Annotated in this window: 14 protein-coding genes and 1 tRNA gene; 8 read left to right on the top strand and 7 right to left on the bottom strand. The window is 70.8% G+C overall.

What is annotated here, in order from left to right:
- The first annotated feature begins 37 nt into the window (after positions 1-37).
- From LDO26_RS14260 to bfr, 5 genes are all read left to right on the top strand, one after another.
- Positions 38-2260, top strand: a complete 2223-nt coding sequence (locus LDO26_RS14260; RefSeq protein WP_232131763.1) for a S9 family peptidase — start codon at positions 38-40, stop codon at positions 2258-2260.
- A gap of 106 nt (positions 2261-2366) precedes the next feature.
- Positions 2367-2443: transfer RNA gene (locus LDO26_RS14255), tRNA-Met, on the top strand.
- Between the two features lie 252 nt (positions 2444-2695).
- Complete coding sequence (locus LDO26_RS14250; RefSeq protein ID WP_435594096.1) at positions 2696-3298, top strand: RNA pyrophosphohydrolase; 603 nt, start codon at positions 2696-2698, stop codon at positions 3296-3298.
- Positions 3299-3371: 73 nt separating this feature from the next.
- Positions 3372-3590 (top strand): (2Fe-2S)-binding protein, encoded by a 219-nt coding sequence (locus tag LDO26_RS14245; protein ID WP_232131762.1) that lies wholly within the window; start codon positions 3372-3374, stop codon positions 3588-3590.
- Between the two features lie 183 nt (positions 3591-3773).
- A complete protein-coding gene (bfr, locus tag LDO26_RS14240) occupies positions 3774-4253 on the top strand; it encodes a bacterioferritin (RefSeq protein WP_232131761.1) in 480 nt (159 codons plus the stop codon).
- A 67-nt stretch (positions 4254-4320) separates the two neighbouring features.
- Here bfr and LDO26_RS14235 read toward each other — a convergent pair whose 3' ends face one another.
- The 3 genes from LDO26_RS14235 to LDO26_RS14225 form a co-directional block, all read right to left on the bottom strand.
- The gene (locus LDO26_RS14235; RefSeq protein WP_232131760.1) at positions 4321-6972 is read right to left on the bottom strand and encodes a hybrid sensor histidine kinase/response regulator; all 2652 of its coding nucleotides are present in this window, start codon (positions 6970-6972) and stop codon (positions 4321-4323) included.
- A 3-nt stretch (positions 6973-6975) separates the two neighbouring features.
- Positions 6976-8802, bottom strand: a complete 1827-nt coding sequence (locus LDO26_RS14230) for an EAL domain-containing protein (protein ID WP_232131759.1) — start codon at positions 8800-8802, stop codon at positions 6976-6978.
- A 102-nt stretch (positions 8803-8904) separates the two neighbouring features.
- Positions 8905-9483 (bottom strand): DUF4126 domain-containing protein, encoded by a 579-nt coding sequence (locus tag LDO26_RS14225; protein WP_435594095.1) that lies wholly within the window; start codon positions 9481-9483, stop codon positions 8905-8907.
- Positions 9484-9584: 101 nt separating this feature from the next.
- On the opposite strand from LDO26_RS14225, the gene LDO26_RS14220 reads away from it, so the two are divergent.
- The 3 genes from LDO26_RS14220 to nudC are packed head-to-tail and all read left to right on the top strand — an operon-like array spanning position 9585 to position 11685.
- Positions 9585-10346 (top strand): DUF6776 family protein, encoded by a 762-nt coding sequence (locus LDO26_RS14220; protein WP_232131758.1) that lies wholly within the window; start codon positions 9585-9587, stop codon positions 10344-10346.
- A 32-nt stretch (positions 10347-10378) separates the two neighbouring features.
- Complete coding sequence (erpA, locus tag LDO26_RS14215) at positions 10379-10756, top strand: iron-sulfur cluster insertion protein ErpA (RefSeq protein WP_232131757.1); 378 nt, start codon at positions 10379-10381, stop codon at positions 10754-10756.
- Between the two features lie 44 nt (positions 10757-10800).
- Complete coding sequence (nudC, locus tag LDO26_RS14210; RefSeq protein ID WP_232131756.1) at positions 10801-11685, top strand: NAD(+) diphosphatase; 885 nt, start codon at positions 10801-10803, stop codon at positions 11683-11685.
- Between the two features lie 122 nt (positions 11686-11807).
- Here nudC and LDO26_RS14205 read toward each other — a convergent pair whose 3' ends face one another.
- The 4 genes from LDO26_RS14205 to LDO26_RS14190 form a co-directional block, all read right to left on the bottom strand.
- On the bottom strand, positions 11808-12248 hold the full coding sequence (locus tag LDO26_RS14205) for a DUF2752 domain-containing protein (protein ID WP_232131755.1): 441 nt from the start codon (positions 12246-12248) through the stop codon (positions 11808-11810).
- The gene (locus LDO26_RS14200; protein WP_232131754.1) at positions 12248-12637 is read right to left on the bottom strand and encodes a CD225/dispanin family protein; all 390 of its coding nucleotides are present in this window, start codon (positions 12635-12637) and stop codon (positions 12248-12250) included. The genes LDO26_RS14205 and LDO26_RS14200 overlap by 1 nt, the downstream gene beginning before the upstream one ends.
- Positions 12638-12700: 63 nt before the next feature.
- On the bottom strand, positions 12701-13048 hold the full coding sequence (locus LDO26_RS14195; protein WP_232131753.1) for a hypothetical protein: 348 nt from the start codon (positions 13046-13048) through the stop codon (positions 12701-12703).
- Between the two features lie 166 nt (positions 13049-13214).
- A complete protein-coding gene (locus tag LDO26_RS14190) occupies positions 13215-15107 on the bottom strand; it encodes an MFS transporter (RefSeq protein WP_232131752.1) in 1893 nt (630 codons plus the stop codon).
- Positions 15108-15301: the final 194 nt, after the last annotated feature.

Here is a 15301-nt window from a genome sequence, read left to right as displayed (position 1 = left end):
CCTCCCGCCGTTGCACGCGCAGCGCATGGACCCATCGATGAAGACGACCTTTCCCCGCGCGGCGGCCCTGCTGGCCGCGCCGATCCTGACGAGCCTGAGCCTGATGACCGTTCCGACCACCGTCCTTGCCGCCCTGCCGGTGCCGCCCGATGTCGAGCAGCGCCCGCACACCGTCACCGCGCCGCACGGCGCCACGCGCGAGGACCCGTACTACTGGCTGCGCGACGACAAGCGCGAGGACGCGGCGATGCTGGCCTACCTCAATGCCGAGAACGCCTACGCCGACGCGGTGATGGCGCCGCTCAAGCCGCTGGAGGACGCGCTCTACGGCGAGATCGTCGGCCGCATCAAGCAGGACGACAGCTCGGTGCCGTACCGCGAGCGCGGCTTCTGGTACTACTCGCGCTTCGAGACCGGCAAGGACTATCCGGTGCATGCCCGCCGCCCCGACGCGGCCGGCGTCGACGCGCTGTCGATCCAGGCCGCCAACGAGGCCGGCGACTTCGCCGGCGAGCAGGTGCTGCTCGACGTCAACATCCTCGCCGACGGCAAGGACTACTACGCCGTCGGCAACTGGGAGGTCAGCCCGGACAACCGCATCCTCGCCTACGCCGACGACACCAACGGCCGCCGCCAGTACACGATCCGCTTCCTCGACCTGCAGACCGGAGAGATCTTCCCGGAGACGATTGCCGGCGTGTCGTCGAACCTGGTCTGGGCCGACGACAACCGCACGCTGTTCTACGTCGAGAACGACCCGGACACGCTGCTGACCGTGCGGGTGAAGAAGCACGTGCTCGGCACCCCGGTCGCCGACGACGCGCTGGTCTACGAGGAGGGCGACGACAGCTTCTACATGGGCATCGGCCGCACCCGCGACGACCGCTTCATCGTCATCGGCGTCAGCAGCACCGTCTCCAGCGAATACCGCTACGCCCCGGCCGCGGACCCGGCGGCGTTCACCGTGCTCGCCCCGCGCGCCCGCGACGTCGAGTACGACGCCGACCACCACGGCGGCCGCTGGGTCATCCGCACCAACGCCCCCGCTGCCGATGGTGCACCGGCGACCAACTTCAAGCTGGTCACCGCGCCCAGCGACGCGACCTCGCGCGCGCAGTGGCAGGACTGGATCGCCCACCGCGACGACGTCTACATCGAGGGCTTCGAACTGTTCGACGGCTTCACCGCGATCGGCGAACGCTCCGACGCGCTCGAGCGCGTGCGCGTGCTCAAGGCCGACGGCAGCGACACCTTCGTGCAGGCCGACGAGCCCGCGTATTCGATGGGCCTGTCGACCAACTCCGAACACGATACGGACTGGCTGCGCTACAGCTACACCTCGCTGACCACGCCGGCGACCACCTACGAGGTCAACGTGACGACCGGCGAGCGTCGCGAGCTCAAGCAGCAGCCGGTCATCGGCTACGACCCGTCGCAGTACGTGACCGAGCGCGTGTGGACCACCGCGCGCGACGGCAAGCGCGTCCCGGTGTCGCTGGTCTACCGCAAGGGCTTCGTCAAGGACGGCACCGCCGCGCTGCTGCAGTACGGCTACGGCAGCTATGGCGCGTCGATGGACCCGGGTTTCTCCGTCACCAACGTCAGCCTGCTCGACCGCGGCATGGTCTACGCGATCGCCCACATCCGCGGCGGCGAGGAGATGGGCCGCGCCTGGTACGACGACGGCAAGCTGCTCAACAAGCAGAACACCTTCACCGACTTCATCGACGTCACCGACGACCTGGTCCGGCTGGGCTACGCCGCGCCCGACCGCGTCGCCGCCTACGGCGGCAGCGCCGGCGGCCTGCTGATGGGCGCGATCTCGAACATGGCGCCGGACAAGTACCGGGTGATCCTGTCGCAGGTGCCGTTCGTCGACGTGGTCACGACGATGCTCGACCCCAGCATCCCGCTGACCACCAACGAGTACGACGAGTGGGGCAACCCGGAGCAGAAGGAGTACTACGACTACATCGTGCAGTACTCGCCCTACGACAACCTGCGTGCCCAAGCCTACCCGGCGATGTTCGTCGGCACCGGCCTGTGGGACTCGCAGGTGCAGTACTGGGAGCCGGCCAAGTACGTCGCCCGGCTGCGCGACCTCGACACCGGCAGCCACCCGCTGGTATTCCGCACCAACATGGAGGCCGGCCACGGCGGCAAGTCGGGCCGTTTCCGCCGCTTCCGCGAGTCCGCCGAGATGTACGCGTTCATGCTCGACCAGCTGGGTGTCGACGCCGGCGCCCCGGCCGCGCGCTGAGGTCCCGCGCCCGCCGGGCGGCGGAAGCATCCCGGCCCCGGATTGACGCGGGGCCGGCGGGATAGCAAAATGCGCGGCTCGTCGCGGCGATGCCCGCACGACCGATGGCTATGTAGCTCAGCCGGTTAGAGCACAGCACTCATAATGCTGGGGTCGGTGGTTCGAGTCCACCCATAGCCACCAATTTGAATTATTGAAAAAACCCGCCGGCTGGCGGGTTTTTCGTGCCTGTCCGTGTCGTTGAAGCAGCATGGGATTCCCTCCGCGCCCCCCCCGGGGCGCCGTGTTTCGGTCCACCGTGGGGCAGGTGCGGGGCACCTGCTGCCGGGTCCTGATGCACGGGTAGCGGCTGCGTCGGTGGCGCTTGTCCCGCTGCCATCCCCGTGGCAGAGTCGGGGACAGTGACGCAAGTCAATCGAATTAGGAGTCCGCATCGTGATCGATCCGGACGGGTTCAGGCCCAATGTCGGCATCGTGCTGATGCGCCCGGACGGTCGCGTCTTCTGGGCGCGGCGTGTACGGCGTGATGGCTGGCAGTTCCCGCAGGGCGGGATGAATACCGACGAGACGCCGCTCGAGGCGATGTACCGGGAACTGCGCGAGGAGACCGGGCTGCTGCCCGAGCACGTCGCCGTGCTCGGGGCGACCCCCGGCTGGCTGCGCTACCGGCTGCCGCAGCGGGCGATCCGGCGCAACGACCGCATCGTCTGCGTCGGCCAGAAGCAGGTCTGGTTCCTGCTGCAGTTCGTCGGCGACGAGGCCCACCTGCGCCTCGACCTGACCGACAAGCCGGAGTTCGACCACTGGCGCTGGGTCGATTTCTGGTACCCGCTCGAGCATGTGGTGATGTTCAAGCGCGGGGTCTACACCAGCGCGCTGCTGCATCTGGCGCCGTTCGCGCGGCAGATCGCCGGGCACCAGGCGATCCCGCAGGCGACCATCGAGGCGCGCGCGCGCAGTCGTTTCGGGGCGCAGCGGCGCAGCCGGCCGCGCCCGGCCGACGGCAAGGGGCGCGACCGCGACGGCAGCGTCAGCTGAACGGTTCTCGTTTGACAATGATTCTCGTTTGTGTCGGAATATGGCTCCGCGCTCCGCAGCCAGGATTTCCGCCTTGTTCGTCTGCATCTGCAACGGCGTCACCGATTCCCAGATCCGCCAGGCGGCCGCGGCCGGCTGCCGCGAGGTGTCCGAGCTGACGATGCGCACCGGTTGCGGCGCGACATGCGGCAGCTGCCTGGACATGGCCGGCGATCTGCTGCGCAGCCACGCCGCTCCGGCGCAGCCTGCCGGCGCCATCTACGAATTCCCGCTGATCGCCTCGGCGGCCTGACCGTTTCCGCGCGCCCGATCCCCGGGCCGCCGGTTCCCGCGTTTTCCCTCACGCCGCTCCGGCTGCCCTGCCGTGCGCCTGTGCCGGTCGCTGCCGGCGGGAAAAATGCGCACGATTCGCGTTCCGTCATGCCCGCGCGCATGCCGCTAGAGTGGCCGCATTCGCGACATACGGAGCATTCCCATGAAGGGCGACGCGCAGGTCATCCGCTACCTCAACCAGGTGCTGTACAACGAGCTGACCGCCATCAACCAGTACTTCCTGCACGCCAAGATGCTGAAGAACTGGGGACTCAACGCGCTGGCGCGGCATGAGTACAAGGAATCGATCGACGAGATGAAGCATGCCGACAGCCTGTCGGAGCGCATCCTGTTCCTCGAAGGCCTGCCCAACTTCCAGGCGCTGGGCAAGCTGCGCATCGGCGAGCAGCCGGTCGAACTGCTGGAGTGCGACCTCGCCCTGGAGATGGAGGGCCTGCCGGTGCTGCGCGAGGCGATCGAGCATTGCGAGCAGGTCGGCGATTTCGTCAGCCGCAAGCTGCTGGCCGACATCCTCGAGAACGAGGAAGAGCACGTCGACTGGCTGGAAACGCAGCTCGATCTGGTCGAACGCGTCGGCGTGGAGAACTACCTGCAGAGCCAGATGGAAAGCGACGACGACTGAGCGCCGTCCGGGTCTTCACCGCCGGCCTTGTGCAGGTCGGCCCAGGCGGCCGTTGCGCGGGCGCGTCTCAGCCCGCGCTGGCCGGTTGCGTCTCGCGCAGCAGGCGCCTGACGCGGGCGAATTCGTTGGAGGCCAGCGCGACCGCGACCGCCGGACGCTCGATCCGGCGTTCGCGGGCCCCCAGTTCGATGCGCTTGGCGGCGGCCGACAGCGACATCGCGCCGAGGTTGGCGCTCGAGGATTTCAGCGAATGCGCGGCATCGCGCAGCGCGTCGTAGTCGGGCCCGTCGACCGCATTCTCCATCGCCGCCAGCAGGCGCGGGGTGTCGTCAAGGAACACGTCGATCAGGCGGTCGAGCTCGGTGCCGAGCATCACGCGCAGGTCTTCGAGGACTTCCTGGTCGATGACCGGCGGCAGCGGGGCAGCCGGCCGTGGCGCGGCGGATATCGTTGCGGCGGGCGTGGCCGGCGTTGTCGCGGCAACGCCGGTGCCGGCGACGGCAGCGGCCGGCACCGGCGGTGATCGCGTGGGCGTTGCGGCTGCCGGCGCCGCAGCCGCAGCGGTCTCTGTCGACGTGGCGGGTGCGGGTGTCGGGACGGGAGCAGGCACGGATGCGGGCACAGGCACGGGTTCCGGTTCAAACCCGGACGCGGATGCCGGGGTCGTCGCTGGCGGCAACGCTGCCGCCTGCACGTCCCCGTCGTCCGCGCTGGCCTCGTCGCCGGCGATGACGGCGCTGAACTCCTGGGCACGCAGCTCGGGCGTGTACCAGCGGTCGATGCAGCGCTCCAGCTCGCTGCGGGTGACCGGCTTGGCGAGGTAGTCGTCCATGCCGGCATCGAGGCATTTCTGACGGTCGCCGGCCATCGCGTTCGCGGTCATCGCGATGATCGGCAGGCGGCGGCCGGCGTTCTCCTCGGCTTCGTGCTCGCGCCAGCGGCGGGTCGCGGTGTAGCCGTCCATGACCGGCATCTGGCAGTCCATCAGCACGATGTCGTAGCGCGAGGCACTGATCCGCAGCAGCGCCGCCTCGCCGTTGCTGGCGGTGTCGCAGGTGATGCCGAGCACGCCGAGCAGGCGCTGGCCGACCATCAGGTTGACCGGGTTGTCCTCGACCAGCAGCACGCGCGGCTTGCGGGCGCTGGCGCTGCGCGGGACATCGGCCGTGGACGCGGCCGGGACAGTGGCGGCCACGGCACGGGGCGACAGGTCCGCGGCGCCCGTGCTCGGCGACGCGCCCGGAGGATCGGATGGCATGAGGTCGGCCTGTGGCGGCATCGGAGGGGTCACGGCGTCCTCGCCGAGGATCGCCACGCGCAGGTCGGCATCCGGTGCCTGGCGGCTGAGCAGGGTGGCGCTGCCCTGGCGCAGCTCGTCGGCGACCGGCTCGTCGCCGTACAGGCAGATCAGTTGCAACTGGCCGTAGGCGACCTGGCGGGTGACGTTGCGGTACAGCGCGACCGCGGTGTTGCGCATGCCGGCAAGGTCGCAGACCACGCCGGTATAGGCCCATGCCGGGCCCTGGCTGGCGGCGGTGCGCAGCCGGTCGAGGGCTTCCTGGGTGGTTTCCACCGCGGTCACCCGCAGGCCCCAGTTCGGCAGCAGCATGCTCAGGCGCAGGCGCAGCCGCGGGTCGGCGCTGAGCAGCAGCACCCGGCCTTCGTGGTGCTGCCGGTCGGCGGCCGGCATGTCGCCCTGGGCCTTGAGCAGCGGCAGTTCGAACCAGAACGTGGAGCCGACGCCGGGTTCGGACTCGACACCGATGCGGCCGCCCATCAGTTCCACGATGCGGCGCGAGATCGCCAGCCCGAGCCCGGTGCCGCCGTACAGGCGGGTGGTCGACGCATCGGCCTGGTTGAAGGCCTGGAACAGCCGCGGCTGCGATTCGGGCGCGATGCCGATGCCGGTGTCGCGCACCTCGAAGCGCAGCTGGTGCTGCGCCGCGGTCTCGCCGATGCGCCGCAGGCTGACGCCGATGTTGCCGCGCTCGGTGAACTTCACCGCGTTGCCCAGCAGGTTGCTCAGCACCTGGCGCAGCCGCACCGGATCGCCGCGCACCGCCAGCCGCACGCCCGGATCGATCTGCAGGCCGATGCGCAGCCCCTTGGTCTGGGCGGGCCGTTCGATCAGCTGGATCACGCCTTCGAGCAGTTCGCGCAGGTTGAAGCCGGTGACCTCGAGGTCGAGCTTGTCGGACTCGAGCTTGGAGTAGTCGAGGATGTCGTCGACGATGCGCTGCATCTGCTGCGAGGACAGGTAGGCGGTACGCACGAGCTCGGCGTGTTCCGGCGCGAGCCGCGCATGCATCAGCAGGTCCAGCATCGGCGTGATGCCGTTGAGCGGCGTGCGGATCTCGTGGCTCATCGTCGCCAGGAACTCGCCCTTGGCCATGACCGCGGAGTCGGCCGCCTGCTTGGCCTGGCGCAGCTCCAGTTCCAGCTGGGTGCGCTGGTCGAGTTCGCGCTGCAGCTCGCCGAGCGCGCGCTCGTCCTCGCGCAGGCGCTCGTCGGCGGCCTCCAGCTCGCGCACGCTCTGGTGCATGCGCACGCTGACGCCGATCGAGGCGAACACCGCCAGCAGCGCCAGCACCAGCGCCATGCTCTGCCATGGACCGGCCAGGCCGATCGCCTCGAGCAGCATCGTGACGGCGGCGCCGGCCGCCGCGCCGAGCGCGAGCCAGCGCAGCATCAGGGCGGACGGACGGCGGCGTGTGATCACGGGTCAGAGCACCGAATGGTGGAAGTCGAAGTCCAGCCCGCCATCGACGCGCTGCACCAGGTTGCCCTGGATGAAGTCGATGCCGCTCATCCACAGCGTCGCGGCGGCCTGCGCATCCTCGACGTGCTGGCCGATCACCTGCAGGCCGAGGCGATGCGCACGCTCCACCGACAGGCGCATCTCGTCGCGCACCTTCGGCTCGTCGAGATGCTGCGAGTAGCGCGACGACAGCCGCACGAAGCCCAGCGGCAGCTGCGCCAGCAGGGCGTTGGCCTCGTCGCCGGCGGTGTACTGGCCCAGGCACAGCTGCACGCCGGCCGGCACCATCTGCGCGCAGAACTCCTGCAGCGCCAGCGCATGGATCAGCGCATCGTCCTGGCGGACGTCGATGACCAGCGACGATCCCTCGAGCCCGCGCTCGGCCAGCGATGCGAGCAGCCACTGCGCATGGCCGGGTTCGATCAGGCTGCGCGAGGACTGCGACACGAACAGGCGCATGCCGTGGCCGCCCTGCCGGCGCGCCTGCAGCGTGTCCAGCGCCAGTTCCAGCACGCGGCGGTCGATCGCGTCGAGCAGGCCGGCCGTCTCGGCCGCCGGCAGGACGCGCGCCGCCGGGTGCAGTTCGCCGTCGCGTCCGCGCAGCCGCATCAGGGTCTGGTACTGGGCCTCGTCGCCGCCGGCCACCGCCACGATCGGCTGGAACGCCAGTTCGATCCGGTTCTCGGCCAGTGCGCCGTGCAGGTCCTGGCTGAAGGCGGTCCGGGCGTCGTTGCCGTGGGTGTCGGATGGCGCGTGCGCGGCGATGCCCGCGGGCGTGCCGCGCGCCTCGCGCAGCGCCTGCTCCGCCGCCGCGAGGGCCGCGCCGGGTTCGCCGTAGCCGTGCGCGAGATCGGCGTAGCCGACCAGCGCGCGCAGCCGGATCCGCTGGTCGTCCAGCGGGAAGGCATGCCCGCCGATGGCGTCGCGCAGGCCGCGCGCCCAGTCGTCCAGCCCGGCGCGCGCGACATCCGGGGCGAACACCAGGAATGTGGTGTCGTTGAGCCGGGTCGCGGTGGCGTCGCCGACCAGCTTGCGGATGTGCCGGCTGGCGTCTGTCAGCAGCGATTCCAGGCCGGCATAGCCGTAGCGGTCGCGCAGTGCGCCGATACCTTCGATCTCGATGAACGCCACCACGCCCTGCGGGTGGGCGGGAATCGCCGCGGTCAACCGCTGCAGCAGCTGCAGGCGGCTGTTGAGGCCGGTGAGGGGATGCCGGCCGGCCTCGGCCGCTTCGCGCAACGTGCGTGCGCGCTGCAGCCGGTTCTGCACCGCGGAGATCAGGTGCCGCGGACGCACCGGCTTGGTCAGGAAATCGTCGGCGCCGGCCTCCAGCACCTCGAAATGCCGGTCCGGGTCGATGTCGCCGGTCAGGAACACCACCGGGATGTGCGAGTACGCGGGCAGCGCGCGCAGCTGCGCCGTCAGCTCGGCGCCGTCCATGCCCGGCATGTGCAGATCCATCAGTACCAGGTCGGGCTGCACGCGCTCGACCGCGGCCATGAACTCGCCCGCGACCTGCACCACGTGCGTGCGCATGCCCGCGCCGCTGAGCACGCTCTCGGCGAACAGTGCCTGGCTCGGATCGTCCTCGACGATCAGCACGCGCGCCGGCGCCTCGGCGCTGCCGCCGGCATCCGGCGCCGGCGCGGCCTTCGCCACGGCCACGGTTTCGATCTCGGCATCGGCGACCGGCGCCACGGCGGGCGCGGCGTCGGCGGCCCAGCGGCGCCAGTAGCCGGCAGGCGGGAATTCGGCGCGGTCAGCGCGGTCGCGGGCGTCGGCTTCGGACATAAGGGGTGACTGTGACGGGATGCGGGACAACAGGCAACTCGGGCTGGCCCGGATGGCGTGCGCGGGGTGCGGGTGGGCCGTGGCAGGCGGCGGGAGCGGCCATCAGCGGGCCACCGCCGGCGTGCGCCGGAACACGCGGCGCAGCACCCACCACAGCAGCAGCGCGCACAGCAGGCCGATGCCGACCACCAGCGCCAGCGCCAGCCATGGATAGGCGAATGCCAGCGCCAGTGCCGAGAGCGTCACCACGTCTTCCGTCGACGACGCCGCGAGATTGCTGACAGGTTCTGGCGACGCGTTGAGCAGCAGGCGCGAGCCGGCCTTGAGCACGTGGCTGGTCAGGGCGACGCCGGCGCCGGCCGCCAGCATGCCGGCGCCGAGATCGCCGTCGGGCGACAGCGTGGCCGCGGCGAGGAAAGCGCCGGCGGGGACCCGCGCCAGGGTCTGCAGCAGGTCCCAGCCCGAATCGACGCCCGGGATCTTGTCGGCGAAGAACTCGACCAGCGCCAGTGCGCCGGATACCCCCAGCACCCAAGGCGACTCGGTCGCGGCCAGTGCCGGCGGCAGGTCGAGCCAGCCCAGCGCGCCCGCCAGGCCGATGCCGAACACGGTCAGGTAGACCCGGATGCCGGCCAGCCACGCCAGCAGGATGCCGATCGCGAACAGATGGGCTTCGGACATCGCCAACTCCCCCGCGCGGAACCGAACGTCCGCACAACGCCGCCGAGTATAGAAGCGCGCCCGGGTTGACGGGCGTTCGGCCGGCTCGCTATACCGTGGCGATGACCGAAGCTTCCCAACCCGGGCCGGACGCGCCGGAGACGCCCGCGGCCGTGCCTGCGCCCGAGCCGCATGGCGCCGAGGCCGTACCGGACACGGGCACGCGCTGGCTGGTCGCGGGGCTGGCCGTGGTCCTCGTCTCGCTGGCGTTCGGCATCTGGGGCGCCTGGCGGCTGTTCTTCCCGGCGGCCGACGACCCGCAGCACCGGCTGGCGCTGCAGGCCGGGACCATCGAACAGCTGGAACAGCAGGTCGCCACGCTGACCCGCTCCGACCAGATCAGCCGCGATGCCAACCGCGACCTGCAGGGCACGCTGGCCGAGCGCGACGAGGAGATCGCCGCGCTGCGCGCCGACGTGGCCTTCTACGAGCGCTTCGTCGGCGCCACCGCGCAGCGCCGCGGCCTGACCGTGCACGAGCTGCGGCTGCAGCCGCGCACCGATGCCGGCTGGCACTACACCGCCACGCTGACCCAGAGCCTGAACCGCGACGCCGTCAGCCAGGGCCAGGTCAGCCTCGCCGTCGAGGGCACCCGCGGCGGCAGGCTGGAGACGCTGGACTGGAGCGCCCTGCGCCAGCAGCCGGACGCCACGCCGATCGAGTATTCGTTCAAGTACTTCCAGCAGGTCGAGGGCGACATCGTGCTGCCGGCGGGGTTCCAGCCGCTGCGGGTGATCGTGCGGCTGGCGCCGGCCGGCGGCGCGGCGGTCGAGCGCGGGTTCAGCTGGGCCGACGTGACACCGCGTTCCGAGCCCGGCGCTTGAATCGCGGGGCGGCGCCCCCCATCCTGCATGCCATGAGCGACGTCCTGTCCATCGAAAGCCCCACCGACTACCAGTCGCTCGACCGGCCGCTGGAGTTCACCCCGGCCGCGGCCGCCAAGGTCCGCGAGCTGATCGCCGGCGAGGGCAACCCCGACCTGCACCTGCGCGTCTACATCCAGGGCGGCGGCTGCTCGGGCTTCCAGTACGGTTTCGAGTTCGACGAGGCGCGCAGCGACGAGGATCTGGCGGTGGTCACCGACGACGTCACCCTGGTGGTCGACCCGCTGAGCCTGCAGTACCTGATGGGCGCGTCGGTCGACTACGTCGAGAGCCTGCACGGCGCGCAGTTCACCATCCGCAACCCGAACGCGAAGTCGACCTGCGGCTGCGGCAGCAGCTTCACCGTCTGACGGCAATCGCCCCCGGCAGTCCGGTGGCCGGCGATAATCGCGGCATGGCCTTCAGTTTCCTCGACGATCCGCTCGACCGCGCCGAACACCTGCGTACCGATTCCGCCGCGCTGGCACGGCTGTGGCCCGAGGCGCGAGTGCTGGTGCTCGACGGTGCCGGCAACGCCTGGGTGGATGCCGAGGGCCTGCCGCCGCGGCTGACCGGCACCGCGGTGGGCGCGCGCCCGGACACCGCGGTGTTCCTCGGGTTGCATGCGGCCCAGGCCTGGTTCGCGCTGCCGGCCGCCGACGCCCCGGCAGCGCTCGCCGTTGGCGGCGTCGTCGATCTGCGCACCGCGGCCGCGACCTGGCCGGCGCGCGAATCGACGGCCTTCGCGCAGGCCCGCGCGGTGCTCTACTGGCGCATGCGCCACCGCTTCTGCGGTGCCTGCGGCGGCACCCTGGCGTGGGCGCGTGCCGGCTGGCTCGGGCGCTGCCCGCAATGCGGGCTCGAACACTATCCGCGTACCGACCCGGCGGTCATCGTCGCCGTGACCGACGGTACGCGCCTGCTGCTCGGCCGCCAGGCCGCATGGCCGGCGCGGCGCTATTCCACGCTGGCCGGCTTCGTCGAGCCGGGCGAGACCCTGGAGCAGACCGTGGTCCGCGAGGTGTACGAGGAAAGCGCGGTGCGCATCCGCAGCTGCCGGTACCTGGCCTCGCAGCCGTGGCCGTTCCCCTCGTCGCTGATGCTCGGCTTCATCGCCGACGCGGAACCCGATACGCCGAAGGTCAACGACGAACTGGAGGACGCGCGCTGGTTCGACGCCGACGAGATCGGCGCGGCGTTGCGCGGGGCGCGACCGGACGACGGCCTGCTGCTGTCGCCGAAGCTGTCGATCTCGCGCTGGCTGATCGAACAGTGGCATGCGCTGCACGCCAGCGCCTGAGCACTGTCATCCCGATCGAAGCGAAGGCGCCCGCTTTTCGCCGGCATGCCGACGCGCAGCGGCAGGTTCTCCCCGCAGCGTTGGGGGCGGCAGCCGCAGGGCGTGGACCCTCGTGTCCGACGTCAGCCCGGCGCCAGCCAGGCGAACGGGGCCCAGGGCAGGTTGCGGGCGACCCAGTAGACCGCCAGCAGCGACACCCAGAACGTCGCGGTCGACAGCACCGCCGCGACCGGCCGCAGCCAGCGCGGCTGCCAGCCGGCCCGCCAGGCCACGAAGGCCGGCACGAGCGCCAGCAGCACCAGTGCCAGCGGGTTCATCGCCAGCGCCTGCGCCAGGTCGCCGTGGACCAGGGCGTGCAGGCAGCGGGTGAGGCCGCAGCCCGGGCAGTACCAGCCGGTCACGCTCTGGAACAGGCACGGCGGGAACGGGCTGCCCGGCGCCGTGGGGTCGAAGGTGCGCAGCAGCCAGACGCCGGCCGCACCGGCGGCCAGACCGCCGCCCAGCAGGGCGGCGGTCTTGGCGCGGCGGCGCGGCGGCGCCGGATGGCGGTGCACCGTCGCCATCAGCCCGCGTTCTGGATCTGCTCGATCATCATCTGGTACTGCTCCATGCCGCCGCCCCACATCAGCGAGTAGACGGTCCACAGCAGGCCGATGATGCACAGCGCGGTGGTGACCCAGCACCAGGTCTTGGCGGTGTTGGACGCGCGCTGCGCACCGGCGAGGTCGCCCTGGCCGAGCAGCGTGTTGACCTTGGCCGAGAACACGATGGCGACGATGCCGGGAATGGTGCCGACGATGCAGCACAGGCAGATCGACAGCACCGTGACGATGATCGCCCAGGCCAGGTAGTTGGGCACCGTGCCCGGGGCGATCGGCGCACCGGGCAGCGGGCCCGATGCGGCATACGGATCCGAAGGCGGCGGGGGCGGTGACGGCGGGATTGCACTCATTGTGGATCTCCTGGACGGGACGGGAACAACGGTTGGATGGAGCGGTGACGCTGGACGGGCACTCTACGCGCCGCGGTACTGCGCGGGCGTGGACTGCACCGAATTGCTGGCGATGACCGACGAGACGATGGCCGTGCCGATCCAGCACAGCGGCCAGGTGAAGAACCCGATCACCACGAAGCACAGCAGCAGGTTCACGAACGCCACCGCCCAGTAGCCGAACATGAAGAGCAGGCCGGTGCCGACGTTGCCGGCGTAGATGTGGCCGATGCCGAAGGTCTGGATCAGCGCGCCGGGCAGCAGCTCCAGCAGCACCGCGATGCCGCTGGATTTCTGCGGGTGGTAGTGGTGGTGGACGTGCTGCGCCGCGGGCGGCGGTGGCGGTGGTGGCAGGTGAGGCTGGGCGGACATGCGATTCCCCGGTGCGCTGTCGGCGATGCGGCTCCCCGCCGGCATCGCCATGGCCGAAGTGGATAGGGTAACCGAGCACTCCATCACAGACACCTGTTCGCATCGGTTCCCGTCCCGCACGCTCGCGCATCCCGGGGCGCCATGCGCCGGAACCGCCGCCAGGGCCTCACGCGTCCGGCCCGCGCAACTCGCGGACCTGCGCCTCGAGCTGCGCGGCGCTCGTCGTGCCGCCATCGGCGATCGGGTGGCCGGCGATCACCTCGACCGGCGCGCGGAACCGCCGCGGCATGCGCATGCGCCGCAGCCGCGAGTCGTGCCGGCTCCACATGCTGGTCCACATGTTGCGCAGCGCCATCGGCACCACCGGCACCGGGCGCCGCGCGAGGATGCGCTCGACGCCGCTGCGGAACGGGGCGATGTCGCCGTCCGCGGTCAGCCGCCCCTCGGGGAAGATGCACACCAGCTCGCCGTCGGCCAGCGCCGCGTCGATGGCGTCGAACGCGCGCTGCATCAGCGCCGGGTCTTCCTTTTCCGGCGCGATCGGGATCGCCTTGGCGGTACGGAAGATCCAGCGCAGCACCGGGATGTCGAAGATCCGGTGGTACATGACGAAGCGCACCGGCCGCGGGATGCTGGCCGCCAGGATCAGCGCGTCCATGTAGCTGACATGGTTGCACACCAGCAGCGCCGGGCCCTCGTCGGGCACGCGGTCCTCGACCCCGTGCACCCGCAGCCGGTACAGCGCGCGCACCAGCAGCCAGCTCAGGAAGCGCATCAGGAACTCGGGCACCACGGTGAAGATCCAGATCGCCACCAGCGTGTTGGCGATCGCCAGCGCCAGGAACAGCTGCGGGATGCTCCAGCCGAGCAGGCGCTGGGTGGCGATGCCGAGCATCGCCGCGGTGACGATGAACAGCGAGTTCTGGATGTTCATGCCGGCGATCACCCGCGCCAGCTCGTCCTTCGGCGTGCGGCTCTGGATCAGCGCGAACAGCGGCACCACGAAGAAGCCGGTGAACAGGCCGATGCCGGTCAGGTCGAACATGATCCGCGCGCTGCCGGCCTGGCGCACGAAGTCCATGACGCCGAGGCCGGCCAGCATGGCGTCGCCGGGCCGGGCGAAGTACAGGTCCAGCAGGAATGCGCTGACGCCGAATGCGCCGAACGGCACCAGTCCGATCTCCACCGTGCGCCCGGACAGCTTCTCGCACAGCAGCGAGCCGATGCCCACGCCGACCGAGAACAGCGCCAGCGCGAAGATGTACAGCGCCTGCGCGCCGCCCAGGTGCACCTCCGCATAGGTCGGCAGCTGCGCGGTGAGGATGGTGCCGATGAACCAGAACCACGACACGCCGAGCACCGCGTTGCGCACCGCGAGCTGGCGCCGCGCCAGCCGGAACACCGCGATCGATTCCGGTACCGGGTTCCAGTTGATCTTCAGCCCCGGCGCGCCGGCATCGACCCGCGGGATCCTGCGCGCGACCAGGTTGCCGGCGACCGCCAGCACCACGACCGACAGCGCCGCCGCCTCGGGCCCGTAACTGCCGGCCAGCTGGAACACCAGTCCGCCGTAGATCATGCCGGCAAGGATCGAGATCGACGTGCCCATCTCGACCAGGCCGTTGCCGCCGGTCAGTTCCTCGGGTTTGAGCACCGACGGCAGGATCGAGTACTTCACCGGCCCGAACAGCGTCGACTGCAGGCCGGTACAGAACAGCGCGACCAGCAGCACGCTCATGTTGCCGAGCAGGAAGCCGATCGCGGCCACCGACATGATCGCGATCTCCATCAGCGTGGTGATGACGATCAGCTTCTGTTTCTCCAGCTTCTCGGCGACCTGTCCCGCCAGTCCCGAGAACAGGAAGTAGGGCAGGATGAACAGTGCCGGCGCGAGATTGGTGTAGAGCGTGCGCTCCTCGCTGCTGATGCCGAGGAAGAACAGCAGGCCGATGATCGCCTGCCGGTAGACGTTGTCGTTGAACGCGCCCAGCGCCTGCACGGTGAAATAGGGCAGGAAGCGGCGCTGTCGCAGCAGCTCGAACTGGTTGTGGCCTGCCATGCTGGCTCCGGAGCGGGTGGGGGTCTGGCGGCGCGGATGCGCCGTTGCGCGTTCCGTGCCGGCGGGCAGTGTATCGGGCCGTACCCTGGGCGCGTGGGCGGCATCGGAGCGGACCGCCGGTGGCCGTTCGCCCGCTGCGTACCGGGACCATTGCGCTGCAGTCGCGCGACGGCATGGTCGCCGGACCGGATCGG

Source organism: Proluteimonas luteida (assembly GCF_021191695.1).
Lineage (GTDB): Bacteria > Pseudomonadota > Gammaproteobacteria > Xanthomonadales > Xanthomonadaceae > Luteimonas > Luteimonas luteida.
Note: the sequence above shows the minus strand (reverse complement) of the source record. Positions and strands in the feature narration are given on the sequence as shown.

Excerpts from the sequence above, each read along its gene's own strand:
- LDO26_RS14200 (WP_232131754.1), bottom strand. The coding sequence starts at position 12,637 with ATGAGTGCAATCCCGCCGTCACCGCCCCCGCCGCCTTCGGATCCGTAT.
- LDO26_RS14195 (WP_232131753.1), bottom strand. The coding sequence starts at position 13,048 with ATGTCCGCCCAGCCTCACCTGCCACCACCGCCACCGCCGCCCGCGGCG.
- LDO26_RS14260 (WP_232131763.1), top strand. The coding sequence starts at position 38 with ATGAAGACGACCTTTCCCCGCGCGGCGGCCCTGCTGGCCGCGCCGATC.
- LDO26_RS14230 (WP_232131759.1), bottom strand. The coding sequence starts at position 8,802 with ATGTCCGAAGCCGACGCCCGCGACCGCGCTGACCGCGCCGAATTCCCG.
- LDO26_RS14190 (WP_232131752.1), bottom strand. The coding sequence starts at position 15,107 with ATGGCAGGCCACAACCAGTTCGAGCTGCTGCGACAGCGCCGCTTCCTG.
- LDO26_RS14225 (WP_435594095.1), bottom strand. The coding sequence starts at position 9,483 with ATGTCCGAAGCCCATCTGTTCGCGATCGGCATCCTGCTGGCGTGGCTG.
- erpA (WP_232131757.1), top strand. The coding sequence starts at position 10,379 with ATGAGCGACGTCCTGTCCATCGAAAGCCCCACCGACTACCAGTCGCTC.
- LDO26_RS14220 (WP_232131758.1), top strand. The coding sequence starts at position 9,585 with ATGACCGAAGCTTCCCAACCCGGGCCGGACGCGCCGGAGACGCCCGCG.
- LDO26_RS14205 (WP_232131755.1), bottom strand. The coding sequence starts at position 12,248 with ATGGCGACGGTGCACCGCCATCCGGCGCCGCCGCGCCGCCGCGCCAAG.
- bfr (WP_232131761.1), top strand. The coding sequence starts at position 3,774 with ATGAAGGGCGACGCGCAGGTCATCCGCTACCTCAACCAGGTGCTGTAC.
- nudC (WP_232131756.1), top strand. The coding sequence starts at position 10,801 with ATGGCCTTCAGTTTCCTCGACGATCCGCTCGACCGCGCCGAACACCTG.